The organism is Kitasatospora sp. NPDC053308 (genome assembly GCF_055585785.1).
In genome coordinates, this window is record NZ_JBVJJY010000008.1 from 221,305 (window position 1) to 237,213 (window position 15,909).

Annotated in this window: 10 protein-coding genes; 4 read left to right on the top strand and 6 right to left on the bottom strand. The window is 72.9% G+C overall.

The features are described 5' to 3' along the window. Window positions 1-2 precede the first annotated feature (2 nt). Entirely contained in the window at window positions 3-2,150 is a 2,148-nt protein-coding gene (locus ACZ6Y7_RS20440) for a 3-hydroxyacyl-CoA dehydrogenase NAD-binding domain-containing protein (protein WP_465759303.1), read from the top strand. Window positions 2,151-2,303: 153 nt separating this feature from the next. On the opposite strand, the gene ACZ6Y7_RS20445 is transcribed toward ACZ6Y7_RS20440, so the two are convergent. From ACZ6Y7_RS20445 to ACZ6Y7_RS20455, 3 genes are all read right to left on the bottom strand, one after another. After that, window positions 2,304-3,830: an ArnT family glycosyltransferase gene (locus ACZ6Y7_RS20445; RefSeq protein ID WP_465759304.1), complete on the bottom strand. Its 1,527-nt coding sequence runs from the start codon at window positions 3,828-3,830 to the stop codon at window positions 2,304-2,306. Between the two features lie 149 nt (window positions 3,831-3,979). After that, window positions 3,980-5,884 carry a 1-deoxy-D-xylulose-5-phosphate synthase gene (dxs, locus tag ACZ6Y7_RS20450; protein WP_465759305.1) on the bottom strand — a complete coding sequence of 635 codons (1,905 nt, stop codon included), beginning with the start codon at window positions 5,882-5,884 and terminating at the stop codon, window positions 3,980-3,982. A gap of 325 nt (window positions 5,885-6,209) precedes the next feature. Further along, window positions 6,210-7,388: an ROK family transcriptional regulator gene (locus ACZ6Y7_RS20455; protein WP_402218475.1), complete on the bottom strand. Its 1,179-nt coding sequence runs from the start codon at window positions 7,386-7,388 to the stop codon at window positions 6,210-6,212. A 127-nt stretch (window positions 7,389-7,515) separates the two neighbouring features. Between ACZ6Y7_RS20455 and ACZ6Y7_RS20460 the strand changes: the two genes are divergently transcribed. From ACZ6Y7_RS20460 to pepN, 3 genes are all read left to right on the top strand, one after another. Continuing rightward, window positions 7,516-7,830, top strand: coding sequence for a hypothetical protein (locus tag ACZ6Y7_RS20460; protein WP_465759306.1), 315 nt, complete (start codon window positions 7,516-7,518; stop codon window positions 7,828-7,830). A gap of 284 nt (window positions 7,831-8,114) precedes the next feature. Further along, complete coding sequence (locus ACZ6Y7_RS20465) at window positions 8,115-9,755, top strand: outer membrane protein assembly factor BamB family protein (protein ID WP_465759307.1); 1,641 nt, start codon at window positions 8,115-8,117, stop codon at window positions 9,753-9,755. A gap of 200 nt (window positions 9,756-9,955) precedes the next feature. Then, complete coding sequence (gene pepN / locus ACZ6Y7_RS20470; protein WP_465759308.1) at window positions 9,956-12,535, top strand: aminopeptidase N; 2,580 nt, start codon at window positions 9,956-9,958, stop codon at window positions 12,533-12,535. A gap of 326 nt (window positions 12,536-12,861) precedes the next feature. Here pepN and ACZ6Y7_RS20475 read toward each other — a convergent pair whose 3' ends face one another. From ACZ6Y7_RS20475 to ACZ6Y7_RS20485, 3 genes are all read right to left on the bottom strand, one after another. Continuing rightward, window positions 12,862-13,089, bottom strand: coding sequence for a hypothetical protein (locus ACZ6Y7_RS20475; RefSeq protein ID WP_465759309.1), 228 nt, complete (start codon window positions 13,087-13,089; stop codon window positions 12,862-12,864). 73 nt (window positions 13,090-13,162) lie between these two features. Then, window positions 13,163-15,265 (bottom strand): 4-alpha-glucanotransferase, encoded by a 2,103-nt coding sequence (gene malQ, locus ACZ6Y7_RS20480; RefSeq protein ID WP_465759399.1) that lies wholly within the window; start codon window positions 15,263-15,265, stop codon window positions 13,163-13,165. Between the two features lie 232 nt (window positions 15,266-15,497). Further along, a complete protein-coding gene (locus ACZ6Y7_RS20485; RefSeq protein WP_465759310.1) occupies window positions 15,498-15,827 on the bottom strand; it encodes a hypothetical protein in 330 nt (109 codons plus the stop codon). Window positions 15,828-15,909: the final 82 nt, after the last annotated feature.

Consider the following 15,909-nt stretch of genomic DNA (forward strand, 5'->3'; position numbering starts at 1 on the left):
GCATGAGCAACACCACTGAGCTGCTCCAGCACGGCGCCGAGCTGTTCCCGGGCGAGGTCGTCACGACCGCCCACGTGCGCCACCTGGACCTGCCGCTGCAGGCCGGCAAGCTGGCCCTGATCACCCTGGACAACGGCTTCGACCACACCAAGCCGACCACCTTCGGCCCGGGCTCGCTGCTCAAGCTGTCCGCCGCGCTGGACCAGGTCGAGGCCGAGGCCGCCGAGGGCAGGATCGTCGGTGCCGCGATCACCGGCAAGCCGTTCATCTTCGCGGTCGGCGCCGACCTCAAGGGCGTCGAGCTCCTCAAGCAGCACGCGGACGCGCTGGCCATCGGCAAGGGCGGCCACGAGGTCTTCAAGCGGATCGCCGCGCTGCCCGTCCCGACCTTCGCCTTCTACAACGGTGCGGCCATGGGCGGCGGCGTCGAGGTCGGCCTGCACTGCGACTACCGCACGGTGTCGGCGGGCGTCCCGGCCTTCTCGCTGCCCGAGGTCTTCCTGGGCCTCGTCCCCGGCTGGGGCGGCTGCACCATCCTGCCGAACCTGATCGGTGCCGGTAAGGCCGTCAAGGTCATCATCGAGAACTCGATGAACCAGAACAAGCAGCTCAAGGGCAAGGACGTGTTCGAGCTGGGGATCGCCGACGCGATCTTCGAGCCGGCCGACTTCCTGGAGCAGTCGCTGCTGTGGGCCGCCAAGGTCGTCAAGGGCGACCACGTCGTCGAGCGCGAGGCGATCGACCGCGGCAAGGCCTGGGACGACGCCGTCGCCTGGGGCCGTCTGGTCGCCGACGGCAAGGTGCACGGCGCCGCGCCGGCCGCCTACACGGCGCTGGACATCATCGCCGCCGTCAAGGACGCCGACCTCGCCGACAAGGCCAGCCTGCAGGCCGGCTTCGACGCCGAGGACGCGGCCCTGGCCGACCTCATCATGAGCGGCGAGCTGCGCAGCGGCATCTACGCCTTCAACCTGGTGCAGCGCCGGGCCAAGCGCCCGGTCGGCGCTCCGGACAAGTCGCTGGCCCGCCCGGTCTCCAAGGTCGGTGTCGTCGGCGCCGGTCTGATGGCCTCGCAGCTGGCGCTGCTGTTCGCCCGCCGCCTGGAGGTGCCGGTGGTCCTCACCGACATCGACCAGGAGCGCGTCGACAAGGGCGTCGGCTACGTCCACGCCGAGATCGACAAGCTGCTCGCCAAGGGCCGCATCGGCAAGGACAAGGCCAACCGCCTCAAGGGCCTGGTCTCGGGCTCGCTGGACAAGGCCGCCGCCTTCGGCGACGCGGACTTCGTCATCGAGGCCGTGTTCGAGGAGATGGGCGTCAAGCAGACCGTCTTCGCGGACCTGGAGAACGTGGTCTCGCCGACCTGCGTGCTGGCGACCAACACCTCCTCGCTGTCGGTCACCGAGATGGCCTCGAAGCTGAAGCACCCCGAGCGGGTCGTCGGCTTCCACTTCTTCAACCCGGTCGCGATCCTGCCGCTGCTGGAGATCGTCCGCGGCGACAAGACCGACGACGCGTCGCTGGCCACCGCCTTCGCCGTGTCGAAGAAGCTGAAGAAGACCTCGGTGCTGTGCAAGGACGCCCCGGCGTTCGTGGTGAACCGGATCCTGACCCGCTTCATGGGCGAGATCCAGAACATCATCGACGAGGGCACCCCGATCGCCGACGTCGAGAAGGCCGTCGAGCCGCTCGGCCTGCCGATGTCCCCGATCGTGCTGCTGGAGCTGGTCGGCCCGGCCATCGCGCTGCACGTCTCGGAGACCCTGCAGGGCGCCTTCCCGGAGCGGTTCACCGTCTCGGAGAACCTCGCCAAGGTGGTCAAGGCCGGCAAGCGCGGCTTCTACACCTGGACGGACGGGCAGCAGGTCCTCGACCCGGAGGTGCTGGAGCTGCTGACCTTCGGCGACTCGGTGCTCACCGAGGAGCAGGTCCGCGCCCGCGCCCTGGAGGCCGTGGCCCAGGAGATCGGCCTGATGCTGGAGGAGGGTGTCGTCGCCGAGGCGCAGGACATCGACCTCTGCATGATCACCGGTGCCGGCTGGCCCTTCCACCTCGGCGGGATCACCCCGTACCTGGACCGTGAGGGCATCTCGCAGCGCGTGAACGGCAAGCCGTTCCTCGCCCCCGGCGTGGCCTCGGTGCCCGCCTAAGGAGTAGCGCCGTACGGAGGAGCCCCGGTGACCTGGCGGTCACCGGGGCTCCTGCGTGTGGACGGACGCTCGGGGGCTCGGGGGCCCGGGGGGCTCGGGGGGCTCAGGGTTCGTGCGCGCCGGGCCGGGCCCGGGCTGGGCCGGTCCAGCGGCTCAGTGCTTGAGGCGGTAGACGACGGTGTCGGCGAAGACGCCGACCATCTCGTAGTGGGTGTCCAGCAGGTTCTCGATCCGGGGGACCATGACGGGCTGGTACGGGGCGATGCCGGAGTCGTCGACGACGACCTCGGGCAGGCCGTTGGCCAGCTCCTTGTCGAAGGTCTGCCAGGCGTTGGAGACGCTGAACTGCTCGCCGACGTTGGTGCTGCCGTCCTTGCCGCCGCTGTAGTTGGTGAGGAAGCCGGCGGTCAGGTAGCGGGTGGCGGGTTTGCGGTCGGCCAGCCAGTACAGCTCGGGGTGCATGCCCCAGACCAGCACGGTGTCCTTGGGCGTGGTCTGGGCGGCGACGGCGGTGGCGACCTCGGTGGTGCGGTTCAGCCGCTCCCCCGGCCAGGCCAGCGCGAGGCCCCAGAACACCGTGGCGGCGGCCGTGGTGTACACCAGGACGGGCTTCCAGCGGATCGCCGACGTGGCGACCGCCCCGGTGCCCAGCAGCACCAGCGGCGGGATCAGCTGCAGGTAGTAGTGGCCGAAGAAGTGGAAGCCCACGCTGACCGCGACGACCGAGGAGAGCAGCCAGACCCACAGGTCGGTGGTCGAGCCGTGCTCCTCGCCGGCCACCGGCAGCGGGCGGTGGCGGTACTTGAGCCAGAGCCGGCGCCCGACCGGGAGTAGGAAGCCCAGGCCGGCCGCCGCCAGGATGGCCGAGTTGCCGAGCGCGCGGCCGATCATCTGCAGCCAGGCGCCGCCGAAGGAGGCGTAGTCGCCGCTGCCGGTGACCACCCAGAACAGGAATCCCTTGGGCTTGGTGAGGATCACCGCGACCAGCGCTATCGGCAGGATGAACCCGAAGCCGATCTTGAACAGGGCGGACGGCCAGCGCACCCCGCGCCGGCGGGCGTCCTGGAACAGCATCCAGAGCACCGGCAGCAGCACCGCGCCGCCGGTCTGCTTGGTCAGCGAGCAGAGCGCCACCGCGATGCCGGCGGCCAGCCAGCGGCGCCGCTCGGCGTACCGGAAGGCGGCCACCATCGCGGGCAGCATGAAGACCTCGAAGGTCGCCGCCTGGGTGTCCTCCGGGGAGAGCCCGATGGAGACCAGCAGGTAGAGCAGTCCGGCGCAGGCGCCCGCGCGGTTGCCCCAGCGGCCGCGGGCGATCGAGGCCAGCAGGATCGCGGTGACCAGGTGGGCCACCACGGCGAGGGTGCGCAGCGGCCAGAGCGAGGCGGAGCCGAAGACCGCGAAGCAGGCCTGGTAGAGCCAGGGCAGCAGCGGGGGCTTGCGGTCCACCACGGTGTCGTACAGCACGCCGCCGTCCGCGAGCATCCGGGCCTGGGTGGCCAGGAAGCCCTCGTCCGGGCTCCAGACCGGCCGGGCGAAGGACGGGATGTGGGTGATCAGCGCGACCAGTGCGAGAACCGGCACCAGCCTGGTCCAGTACCCGTTGCGGAGGTGGGTACGGACACGCTCGGGCAGGCGCTCGGCCGGTCCGAGGGGGCGGAGGCGGGTGGGGGTCGGCACGGTTGACAACCTACCGGGCGGGATCGGCGCCGGCGGCGCCGGTCCCGCCATTCAGTGGGATTGTCGGCTTTTTTCGTGACGAACTGTGACGAGCTTGGGACGAACGGTCGTCGGCGGTCGGATGACGACCCCGCCCGCCCCCGCCTCGGTCAGGCGTCGACCGGCGCCGCGTCCAGGCTGGCCACCAGGGCCGTCACCTTGCGGGCGATGTCCGGGGCGTTCAGGCCGATCTCGGCGAGGATCTCGGCCCGGCTCGCGTGGTCCAGGAACTCCTGGGGGATGCCGAAGTCCCGCACCGGCAGGTCCACGTCCGCGTCCCGCAGGGCCTGCGCCACGGCGGCGCCGACGCCGCCCACCCGGCCGTTGTCCTCGATCGTGACGACGACCCGGTGCTCGGCGGCCAGGCCCGGCAGGGCCGGGTCCACCGGCTTGACCCAGCGCGGGTCCACCACGGTGGCGGTGATGCCCTGGGCGGCCAGCAGGTCGGCGACCTCCAGGCTGGTGGGCGCCATCGCGCCGACCGAGACGATCAGCACGTCCGCGCGGTGGGCGCCGGAGGCCTGCTCGGCGGCGCGCAGCACGTCCATGCCGCCGATCCGGCCGACCGCGGCGACGGCCGGGCCGACCGTGCCCTTGGAGTAGCGGACCACGGTCGGCGCGTCCTTGACCTCGACCGCCTCGCGCAGCTGGGCGCGCAGCTGGTCGGCGTCGCGCGGGGCGGCCAGCCGCAGGGTCGGGATGACCTGCAGGATCGACATGTCCCACATGCCGTTGTGCGAGGCGCCGTCGGTACCGGTGACGCCGGCCCGGTCCAGCACGAAGGTGACGCCCAGCTTGTGCAGGGCGACGTCCATCAGGACCTGGTCGAAGGCCCGGTTCAGGAAGGTCGCGTAGACCGCGAAGACCGGGTGCAGACCGCCGGTGGCCAGGCCGGCCGCGCTGGTGACGGCGTGCTGCTCGGCGATGCCGACGTCGAAGATGCGGTCCGGGAAGGCCTCCGCGAAGGGGGCCAGGCCGACCGGGTGCAGCATGGCGGCGGTGATGCCGACGATGTCCTCGCGCTCGTGGCCGAGCGCCACCATCTCCTCGGCGAAGACGGACGTCCAGTCCTTGCCCGCGCTCTTGATCGGCAGGCCGGTCTCCGGGTGGATCACGCCCACCGCGTGGAAGCGGTCCTCGTCGTTGTTCTCGGCGGCGTGGTAACCGCGGCCCTTCTCGGTGAGGCAGTGCACGATCACCGGGCCGCCGAAACCGCGCGCCTTGGTCAGCGCGGACTCCAGGGCGGTCAGGTCGTGGCCGTCGATCGGGCCGATGTACTTGAGGCCGAGGTCCTCGAACATGCCCTGCGGGGCGATGAAGTCCTTGAGGCCCTTCTTGGCGCCGTGCAGCGTCTCGAACAGCTGCTGGCCGACCACCGGGGTGCGCTGCAGCGCGTCCTTGCCCCAGGACAGGAAGCGCTCGTAGCCCTGGGTGGTGCGCAGGGTGGCGAGGTGGTTGGCCAGGCCGCCGATGGTCGGGGAGTACGAGCGCTCGTTGTCGTTGACGACGATGACGACCGGGCGGTCCTTGGCGTCGGCGATGTTGTTGAGCGCCTCCCAGGCCATGCCGCCGGTGAGCGCGCCGTCGCCGATGACGGCGACCACCGGGTCGTTCTTGCCCTGGAGCTGGTTGGCCTTGGCCAGGCCGTCGGCGTACGAGAGCACGGTGGAGGCGTGCGAGTTCTCGATCACGTCGTGCTCGGACTCGGCGCGGGACGGGTAGCCGGACAGGCCGCCCTTCATCCGCAGCTGCGAGAAGTCCTGGCGGCCGGTGAGCAGCTTGTGGACGTAGCTCTGGTGGCCGGTGTCGAAGAGGATGCGGTCGCGCGGCGAGTCGAAGACCCGGTGCAGCGCGATGGTGAGCTCCACCACGCCGAGGTTGGGGCCGAGGTGTCCGCCCGTCTTGGAGACCTCGGTCACCAGGAAGGTCCGGATCTCCTGGGCCAGTGCGGCCAGCTGGCCGGGCGTGAGCCGGTCGAGATCGCGCGGTCCCCGAATGCGGGTCAGCAGGGCCACCCGTTCCTCCTCGTTCAGTGTTCGCGGACCGTGGGCGGTCCGACGGGCGTCGCTGCCCGGTCCGGCGGCAGGCCGACGGTCGCGGCCGGTGCCGACCGGTCGAGTCTAATGTCCGCTTGCCGGACACCGAGCGGCGCGCCCGGTGCCACCGTTCGGTCACCGCCATTCCCGGAGGTCGGCCCGGGGGCGCGGGTCACGCCGGATTGACGGACGCGCGTTCGATCGGCGCGGTGCCGTGGCCGCCCCCCCGGCGGCGGCATCACGGCGGTGCCGCGGCGATGCGGCGATGCGGCGGCGATGCGGCGGCGGAGCGGTCGCGAGAGCGTCAGGCGCGGCCCAGGGCGCCGGACTCGCCCATCTCGCTCATCACCAGGGCCAGCGCGCCGAGCACCTCGGCCCGGCCGCCGAGGGTGCCCGGGACGACCGACAGCTGGCGGGCGGCACTGGGGATGGCGTAGCGGGCCACCGAGTCGCGGATCGGGGCGAGCACCAGCTCACCGGCCTCGGCGAGGTCGCCGCCGAGGATCACCCGGCGCGGGTTCAGCAGGTTGCACAGGGTCGCGACGCCGGTGCCGATCTGCCGCCCGGCGTCGGCGATCACCCGGCGGCAGCCGAGGTCGCCCTGGTGGGCCAGCTCGACCACCCGGGGCAGCGTGAGGTCCGGGCCGAGGGTGGAGGTCAGCAGGGAGAGCAGGTAGCGGGAGCCGACGAAGGTCTCCAGGCAGCCGCGGTTGCCGCAGCGGCAGACCGGCCCGGCCTCGTCCAGGGTGATGTGCCCTATCTCACCCGCCGTACCGCCCGGACCGCGGTAGATCTGGCCGTTCACCACCAGGCCGGCGCCGACACCGCTGGCGATCTTGATGTACGCGAGGTCGCTCAGCCCGCGGCCCGCGCCCCAGACCAGCTCGCCGAGCGCGCCGAGGTTGGCGTCGTTGTCCACGTGCACCGGCATGCCGAGCCGCTCCCCCAGCTCCCGGCCCGGGGCGATGCCCGTCCAGCCGGGCAGGATCGCGGTGGAGCCAAGCGCCCCGGTCTCCACGTCGATCGGGCCCGGCACGCCGAGGCCGACGCCGATCACCTTGTCCGGGCGGAACCCGGCCTGCGCCAGCAGCCGCTCGACCATCGCCTCCGCCCGGTCGAAGCCCTGCTGGGCGGAGACGTCCACGTCGATCGGGGCGCTCTCCTCGGCCAGCACCCGGTGCGCCAGGTTGCCGACCGCGACCCGCAGATGGGTGTGGCCGAAGTCGATGCCGACCACGATGCCGGCGTCGCCGCTGAGCGAGACGCTGCGGGCGCGACGGCCGCCGGAGGAGGTGTCGGCGACCACGACGGTGCCGCTCTCCTTCAGCTCCCGCACGATGTTGGACACGGTGGCGGCGGAGAGGCCGGTGCCGCGGGCGATCTCGGCCTGGGTCAGCGACCCGGCCATCCGCACCGCGCGCAGCACCCGCTCCAGGTTCGCCCGGTGCAGGGACGACTGCGAGCCCGGTGTGTCCGTCGACATGATCCACCCTCCCAGGGCGGGGAGCCCCACGCCGGGCGTCCCCTTCAATTCCTGAAGGGTACGGCCAGGGGGCTGGGGCGGGGGCGCGGAAGGGGGGCGGACGGGTGGGCGGGGTCCGCGGGCGGGGGTGCCGAGGGGGTGGGGCGGCGGTGGCGCCGGTGCGGGCGGGGCGCGGGCCGGGCGGGATGCGGAGCGGGAGCGGGAGCGGGAGCAGGAGCGGGAGCGGGAGCGGGAGCAGGAGCGGGAGCAGGAGCAGGAGCGGGAGCGGGAGCGGGAGCGGGAGCAGGAGCGGGAGCAGGAGCGGGAGCGGGAGCGGGAGCAGGAGCGGGAGCGGGATGCGGAGCGGGAGCGGCAGGTTCCGGCCACGGGGGCGGGAGGGACGGGCGCCGACGGCCGGTCACGCCGCGGTGTCGGGGGTGGGGGCCCGGTGATCGGGGGGTGAAAGTGTTGCGCGGCCGGGACCTGCGAGGACGGGGTTCGACGGTCCTGGCGGCGGCCGAAAACCACGCACCACTAGCATGGTGCCCACTTCTCACCCGTCCCACCGGAACCGTGGACGGTACCGGCAGGGGGACGCATCCAGACATGACGGGGAATCAGATGGCAGGGGATCACCCTACGCCGGGGGCGGGCGAAGCGCCCGGCAGCGGTCCGCAGGACAACCGGGGCGTCTCGTTCGGACGTCCGCCAGGCGGCGGTGTGGATCCGGCCGCCGTCGCGGACCAGATGACGCAGCTCGACGGCTCGGCCGTCCCGGGCCCGGCCGCCCCTGCCGGGCCGCCGCCCGCGCAGCCGCCCGTACCGCCCGGGCAGCCGCCCGTCGGCGGCGCCCCGTACGGGGCGTACGCGCCGACCGCGGCCGGCGGATTCCCCGCGCAGACCCCGCCGCCGCCGGCCGGCGCGCCGGTCGGCCCGTACGACCCGGTGCCCGGCGGCCCGTACGGCGCGGACCCCGGGCAGGGGTACAACACCGGCGGCTACAACTACCCGCAGCAGCCCGGGTACAGCTACCCCGGCGCTCCCGCCGCGCCCAAGCAGCGCAACCCCGTGATGCTGTGGGGCGGGATCATCGGCGGCGTGCTGGCGATCGCCATCGTGGTGGCCCTGGTCGTGCTGCTCAAGGACGACCCGGCGCCGCCGAACCCCGGCCCGGTCGCCGTCAGCACCGGCCCGGACGGCAACACCACCCCGGTGCCCGGCCCCGGCCCGAAGGGCGCGACCTTCAACGTCGCCTGGAGCGCCGCCAAGGGCGCCAACGCGGACAGCTCGAACCAGCTGCTCGGCGTCTGGGGCACCGACAAGACCGCCGTCCGCGTCGACAGCAGCGGCATCAAGGCCTACAACCTGACGGACGGCAAGGAGGCCTGGACGATCCCCGTCCCGGCCGGCAGCAAGGAGCTGTGCACCGCCTCGTACGCGTCCAACTCCAAGGGCATCGCCGCCGTCTCCTTCAACACCGGTGACAGCGACTGCTCCACGGTCGGCGCCGTCGACCTCAACCAGGGCAAGCTGCTCTGGAGCGCCAAGGTCTCGGCCGACCGGATGTCCTCGCCGACCCTGGGCGTCACCGAGAACGTCGTCGCCGTCGGCGGCAACATGGTCGGCGCGCTGAACATCGCCACCGGCCAGCCCGCCTGGCAGTTCCAGCCGCGCGACAAGTCCTGCATCGTGCACGGCCGCGTGGCCGGCCCGCAGATCGCGGTCAGCGACCGCTGCTACGGCACCAGCGGCCCCAAGTCGCAGCTGGTCATCGTCAACGCCGACTCGGGCGCCGCGGCCAGCACGCCGATCACGCTGACCGGCTCCATCGAAGAGGTCGACCAGGTCGTCTCGGACAAGCCGCTCGTCCTGCTGATGACCAACGGCCCGCAGGGCGACTACGTCCTGCCGTTCGACAAGGACAACAAGCCGGGCACCCAGATGTCCGTCAAGGAGCCCGGGTCGGACAGCCTGCGCCTGTCCGGCCAGGACGAGGCCGTCACCCGGAACGTGGTCAGCGGTTCCACCCTGTACGTCCAGGTCAGCGGCACCAAGCCGGGCATCAACGCCTACGACCTGAACACCGGCAAGCGGCTGTGGGCGGCCACCTCGTCGTCGTCCGGCAACGACATGCGCCTGGTGTCCGGCACCGACAAGGACGGGAAGGTCCGCGCCGTCGTCGAGCAGGGCTACGACAAGCCGGCCCGGCTGGTGACGCTCTCGCCGACCGACGGGTCGATGACCGACATCGGCACCATCGCGATGTCGAACGGCCTGGACATCGTCTCCAGCACCTCCGAGTACGTCCTCTCGGACGACGGCAGCGCGATGTACGCCTTCCGCCGCTACAGCTCCACCGAGGGCCCGCTGACCAAGTGGAAGAAGTGACGCCGGGGACGGCGCCGGGGGTGTGACCCCTCGTCGCGGCGGCGCGCGGGCGCGCCGCCCCGGCGGGCGGACCGACGGGTACGGGCCGGGGGCGGGTACGGGCGAACGGCCCGTGCCCGCCCCGCCTGTGATTTTTCGGCGGGCCCGTTCGTTGGGCGTGGGAGGATGCGCACCATCAGCCCGACAAAGGAGTGCAGCGAGTGCCCGGCACCAACCTGACCCGCGCGGAGGCCCGTACCAGGGCCGATCTCCTCCGCGTGGACGCGTACGACATCGAGCTCGACCTGGGCTCGGCCCGCGAGGGCGGCACCTTCCGGTCCACCACCGTGGTCCGGTTCACCGCCACGACGCCCGGCGCGGACACCTTCATCGACCTGGTCGCCCCGAGCGTGGAGGAGATCACGCTCAACGGTGTGTCGCTCGACCCGGCGAGCTTCGCCGACAGCCGCATCCCGCTGCCCGGCCTGGCCGCCGAGAACGAGCTGCGGATCGTCGCCAACTGCGCGTACACCAACACCGGTGAGGGTCTCCACCGGTTCGTCGACCCGGTCGACGGCGAGACCTACCTGTACACCCAGTTCGAGGTGCCGGACGCCCGCCGGGTCTTCGCCACCTTCGAGCAGCCCGACCTGAAGGCCACGTTCGCGTTCACCGTGACCGCCCCCAAGGGCTGGGTCGTGGTCTCCAACTCGCCGACCCCGACCCCGGTCGGCGAGGGCGACACCCAGACCTGGACGTTCGAGCCCACCGGCCGGATCTCCAGCTACATCACCGCGCTGATCGCCGGCCCGTACGTCGGCGTCTTCGACAGCTACGAGAACGGCGAGCAGAAGGTGCCGCTGGGCGTCTACTGCCGGCCCTCGCTGCGCGAGTTCCTGGACCCGGAGGCCGTCTTCGAGGTCACCAAGCAGGGCTTCGACTACTTCCAGGAGAAGTTCGACTTCCCGTACCCGTTCCCGAAGTACGACCAGCTCTTCGTCCCGGAGTTCAACGCCGGCGCGATGGAGAACGCGGGCGCCGTCACCCTGCGCGACCAGTACGTGTTCCGCTCCAAGGTCACCGACGCCGCCTACGAGGCCCGCGCCGCGACGATCCTGCACGAGCTCGCCCACATGTGGTTCGGCGACCTCGTCACCATGGAGTGGTGGAACGACCTCTGGCTGAACGAGTCCTTCGCGACCTTCGCCGAGGCCGTCTGCCAGGCCGAGGCCCCCGGCTCCAAGTGGCCGCACTCGTGGACCACCTTCGCCAACCAGATGAAGACCTGGGCCTACCGGCAGGACCAACTGCCGTCCACCCACCCCATCATGGCCGAGATCAACGACCTGGAGGACGTCCAGGTCAACTTCGACGGCATCACCTACGCCAAGGGCGCCTCGGTGCTCAAGCAGCTGGTGGCCTACGTCGGCCAGGACGCCTTCTTCGAGGGCGTGCGGGCCTACTTCAAGCGCCACGCCTGGGGCAACACCCGGCTCAGCGACCTGCTGGGCGCCCTGGAGGAGTCCAGCGGCCGCGACCTCAAGACCTGGTCCAAGGCGTGGCTGGAGACCGCCGGCATCAACGTGCTGCGGCCGTCCGTGGTGCTGAACACCGACGGGGAGATCGAGTCGTTCGCCGTGCTGCAGGACGCCCCCGCGCTGCCCGCCGGCGCCAAGGGCGAGGCCGTGCTGCGGCCGCACCGCATCGCGATCGGCCTGTACGAGCTGAACGGCGACGCGCTGGTGCGCACCGACCGGATCGAGCTGGACGTCGACGGCCCGCGCACCGAGGTGCCGGAGCTGGTCGGACGTCACCGCCCGGCCGTCGTGCTGCTGAACGACGACGACCTCACCTACGCCAAGATCCGGCTGGACGAGGACTCCCTGGCCGTCGTCACCGAGCACCTCGGCGGCTTCGGCGACTCGCTGCCCCGCGCGCTGTGCTGGGCCTCCGCCTGGGACATGACCCGCGACGGCGAACTCGCCGCCCGCGACTACCTGTCGCTCGCGCTGTCCGGCCTCGGCCGCGAGTCCGACATCGGCGTGGTGCAGTCCGTGCAGCGCCAGGTCAAGCTCGCCCTCGACGCCTACGCCGACCCGGACTGGCGCGAGCAGGGCCTCGCCCGCTGGGCCGCCGCCGCCGAGGAGTTCCTGCGCGCCGCCGTGCCCGGCAGCGACCACCAGCTGGCCTGGGCCCGCACCCTCGCCGCGGTCGCCCGCACCGACGAGCAGCTCGGCCTGCTCGCCGGGCTGCTGGACGGCTCGGTCGAGATCAAGGGCCTCACCGTGGACACCGAGCTGCGCTGGACGCTGCTCACCCGGCTCGCGGCCACCGGCCGGGCCGACGAGGCCGAGATCGCCGCCGAGCTGGAGCGGGACAACACCGCGGCCGGCCAGGAGCACGCGGCCTCCTGCCGCGCGGCCCGGCCGACCGCCGAGGCCAAGGCGGAGGCCTGGGCGTCGGTCGTCGAGTCCGACAAGCTGACGAACTACGTCCAGGAAGCCGTGATCTCCGGCTTCCAGCAGTCCGACCAGCGCGACCTGCTCGCGCCGTACGCGGCGAAGTACTTCGCGGCGGTCAAGGGCATCTGGGAGACCCGCAGCCACGAGATCTCGCAGCAGATCATCGTCGGGCTGTACCCGGCGCTGCAGGTGACGCAGGAGACGCTGGACGCGACGGACGCGTGGCTGGCCTCGGCCGAGCCGGCGCCGGCGCTGCGGCGGCAGGTCGTCGAGGCGCGGGCAGGGATCGAGCGCGCGCTCAAGGCCCAGGCGGCCGACCGGGCCGCGGGCGGGCGCTGACGGTGTACCGGCGGCGGTGAGCCGACAGCCGGCGGGCTGGCCGGACGGGCCGGGTAGCCGGATGGCGGCGGGGCTGGCCGGCCGGCTGGCCGGCTGGCCGGACCCGCCGGCTGGTTGGCTGGCTGGCTGGCTGGTTGGCTGGCTGGCTGGCTGGCTGGAAGAGGCGGATAGCCGGAAGGGGCGTCGGACGGGATCGTCCGGCGCCCCTTCGGGGTCGTGCGGGTCCGGGTGGACCCTTCGTGCTCGGGTCCGGGTGGACGCGGCGCTCGTCGTGCTCGTCGTGCTCGCGTCCTGGAGGACGCGGGGTGCGTCGTCGCGCGGGGAGGTTACTTCTTCTTGCCCTTGCCGTACGGCAGGCCGGCCAGCGCGGCGATCACCACGAAGAGAACGAGCGGGAGAAACACGTACAGGCCGAGGGTCTGGCCGACGCTCAGGCCGGAACCGGGGTCATCGCCGTCGTCCCGGGTGAAGGCCATGGCGGGCGACGACAGCAGCATCATCAGCGTGACCGTTGCGGAGACCGCGCCGGCTCGCAAAGCGTTCCTCTTGTCCACGTTTCCAACTTACCCGCCGCTTATGGGAGGGCGCGCGTCGGGGTCCGCCTGGCGGGGTGGGGGTGGCCGGGGGTCAGGGGGTGCGGGGCGCGGGCGGGGCCAGGAGGTGGGCGAGGAGGCGGGCCGCGGGGACGGCGGCGAGGCGTTCGAGGGTGACCGGGTCCCCCGCGCCGTCGGCGACCGGGAGGCGCCAGTTCGGGTACTGGTCCCAGGTCCCGGGCAGGTTCTGCGGGCGCGGGTCCCCGACCAGGTCGGGCAGCCAGACGCCGACCAGCTCCGCCGGGGTCGCCCGCAGGAAGCGGTACAGCACCGGCATAGACAGCGGCTCGTCCGGGGCGAGCAGCCCGAGCGCGACCAGCTCGGCCCGCCAGTCCGCCAGCTCCGTCTCCGCCTCCTCCTGCTCCTCCCCCAGCGGGCGGGCCAGCAGGCCCAGCCGGTGGCGCAGCTCGACGTGCTCGCCGGAGAGCCGGGCGGCGGTGCTCGGCAGGTCGTGGGTGGTGAGGGTGGCCAGGCAGCCCGACCGCCAGCGGTCCGGGGGCAGGATGGCGCCGCCGGCCTGCCAGTCCCGCTCGAACCAGAGGACGGAGGTGCCGAGGACGCCGCGCGCCGCCAGTTCCTCCCGGACGCCGGGCTCGACCGTGCCGAGGTCCTCGCCGATCACCGCCGTCCCGGCCCGGTGCGCCTCCAGGGCCAGCACGCCGAGCATCGCCTCCGCGTCGTAGCGGACGTACGCGCCCTCGGTGGGCGGGTGGCCCTGCGGGACCCACCAGAGGCGGAAGAGGCCCATCACGTGGTCGATCCGCAGGGCGCCGGCGTGCCGCGTCGTCGCCCGCAGCAGTTCCGCGTACGGGGCGTAGCCGGCCTCGGCGAGGGCATCCGGGCGCCAGGGCGGCAGGCCCCAGTCCTGGCCGTGGGCGTTGAAGGCGTCCGGCGGGGCGCCGACCGAGATGCCGCCGGCCAGGACGTCCTGCAGGGCCCAGGCGTCGGCGCCGTCCGGGTGGACGCCGACGGCCAGGTCGTGGATCAGCCCGACGGCCATCCCGGCCTCGCGGGCGGCACGCTGGGCGTCGGCGAGCTGCTGGTCGACCTGCCAGGCGAGCCAGGCGTGGAACTCGACGCGGTCGGCGAGCTCCTTCTCCGCCTGCTCGATGTGCTCCCGGTGTGAGCCGTCCGGGTGACCCTCGGGGTGACGCAGGCCCTTCGGCCAGTGGTGCCAGTCGCTGCCGTGCACCTCCGCCAGCGCGTTCCACAGGGCGTACCGGCGCAGCCACTCGCCCTCGCGGCACCGGAACGCCTCGTACGCGGCCTGCCGGCCGGGGCCGCGCGGGGCCTCGTGCAGCAGCTCCAGGGCCTCGCGCTTGAGCGCCCAGACGGCGTCCCGGTCGATCAGGCCGTCGTGGCCGAGGACCTCCTCGCGCAGGCGGGCCGCCCGGCGGGCCAGGTCCTCGGCCCTGTCCCGGTGCTCCGCGGTCAGGTAGGCGTACTCGGGGACGGCCTCGATCCGCAGGTGCACCGGGTCGGCGAAGCGGCGGGAGGACGGGCGGTAAGGAGACGGGTCGGAGGGGCTGCCGGGCAGGCCCGCGTGCAGCGGGTTGATCTGCACGAAGCCCGCGCCGAGGCCGGCGCCTGCCCACTGGGCCAGCTCGGCGAGGTCGCCGAGGTCGCCCATGCCCCAGGAGCGCTCGGACAGCACGGAGTACAGCTGGGCGAGGAACCCCCAGCTGCGGCCCGGCAGTTGGGGCAGGCTCTGGGGCGCGACGATCAGCGCCGCCTCGGCCGTCCTCCCGTCGGCGGCCGCCGTGAGGGTGTGCCGCCCGAGCGGCAGGTCGGCGGGCAGCCAGTGCGAGTGCCCGCGCGGCAGCTCCCAACTCCCGCCGTCCTCCAGCTCCACCCGCAGCCGGGCGTCCGCCGGCACGTCCAGCGCGGTGCGCCTGCCCTGCCGGACCACCACGGTGGGCGGCAGCAACCGGGCCCGCAGCTCGGCCCGGTGACGCTCCAGCGCCTCCCGCACCTCCTCCGGCGACCCGGCCGCCACCCCCAGCGCCGCCAGCACGGCGACCAGCGTCCGCGCCCCCACCGACCGCCCGCCCGGCCCCGGGTACCGGGTGTCCACCCCGTACGCCTGCGCCAGCGCGACCAGTTCGGCGGGCGGCGGCGGAGCATCCTGCGCCGGCACCTGCTCGGCTCCGTCACTGTCGTGGTAAGCGGCCACTCGCGGCTCCTGCGATGTCTCGGCTACGCCCGGTCAGGACTCCCAAGTCCTACCCGGGTAACCACCCGACGACGCTGCGCGACACGACGACGGCTCAGGAGTAAGCCGCAGGGCCCGGCTCGATGGCGCGAGCCGGACCCCGCAGTCCTAAACCGGCGGAGTGCCGCAGCGGTAGAGCTGCACCTCGCCCCCGTGCTCACGGGCTTAGTGGGCGATGCCCTCCCCCGCGGCCTCCAAGGCAGTCGCCAGCCTCCGGAGCTCCCCATGGCGCTGCTCCCTGCCCGGCGGTCTCCAGAGCTCGCCAAGCCGCCCGGTAGACCTCGTCTAGCGGCCCGATCCGGTCGTCGCAGGCGATGACGCCATCCAGATCGAACGGGAACTGGCCGCGTTGCGTAGCCATGTCCATCTGGCCGGTGATCGAGATGAGATCACCCACCAACTTCACGTGCGCCGAACCGATCTTACGACTCACCAGAATGTCGACCAACATCGCTTTCTGGTGTTCTCTTGATCCGACATCAGCCACAAGTTCCCTTCACACGTAGCCAACCGAGAATCTTGGCGCGCCTGCGGGCATATCGCCCGCTGTCTGCGACTCGGCCGTGGAC